This is a genomic window from Arhodomonas sp. KWT (genome assembly GCF_010993615.1).
Genome location: NZ_WNXE01000843.1, coordinates 1 through 729, shown reverse-complemented (window position 1 = coordinate 729; position 729 = coordinate 1). Strand labels below are relative to the sequence as shown.

The following is a 729-nucleotide window of genomic DNA, read 5'->3' as shown; positions in this document are numbered from 1 at the left end:
GGGGCTGCCGCGCCGGGAGTCACCGCCGGAGGTGACCTTCTTCACCCTGGACGGGACCTGGCTCGGACTCTATGGACGTGAGGCGCTGGCCGCCGACGCCGGGGTGGATCCCGCGGGCAGCGGCTTCTCCGGGGTGACGCTGGCGCACAACGTCACCAGCCGGGCGGCGGTGGACACGATGCTCGCCCAGGCGCGCGTGGCCGGTGCCTCCTGGCTGCGGGCCGCGCGGGAGGCGGACTGGGGCGGGTACGCCGGCTATTTCGCCGACCCGGACGGCCACCTCTGGGAGGTGGCCTGCAATCCCTTCTTCTGGGTGGGGCCGCCGGCCCGGGGTGCTTGAGCCGGCGGGCGCTCAGCGGCCGCGGTGCTTCGGCTTCGCCCGGCGCCCGCCCCCCGCCGGGCCGGCCTCGAACGGGCGCAGCTCCAGGCGCCGCCCGCACACGCGGGCGGCACGCAGGCGGTTCAGCGTCTCGCCGGGGAGTTCCTGCGGCAGGTCGACGGTGGTGTAGTCGCCCTGGATATCGATCGCGCCGATGTAGCTGCTGTCCAGGCCGCCCTCGTTGGCGATGGCGCCCACCAGGTTGCCGGCGCGCACGCCGTTGCGCCGGCCGACGGCCACGCGGTAGCGCGTCATCGCCACGTCCGGGTGCTCGCGCAGCGGTTTCGCCCGTGCGTCCGGGGCGCCGCGGCGCGGGCCGCGCTCGCGCTGGGGGCCCGGTTCCGGCTCGG

At 76.8% G+C, this 729-nt stretch carries 2 protein-coding genes; one reads left to right on the top strand and one right to left on the bottom strand.

All coding sequences use genetic code 11. The annotated features are described in order from the left end of the window. Nucleotides 1–340, top strand: a 340-nt coding sequence (locus tag G7A99_RS22815) for a VOC family protein (protein WP_163144314.1), incomplete at its 5' end; no start/stop codon positions are given. 12 nt (nucleotides 341–352) lie between these two features. Here the strand turns inward: G7A99_RS22815 and G7A99_RS22810 are convergent. Further along, the coding region (locus G7A99_RS22810; RefSeq protein WP_205600018.1) for a DbpA RNA binding domain-containing protein at nucleotides 353–729 on the bottom strand (377 nt) is incomplete at its 5' end.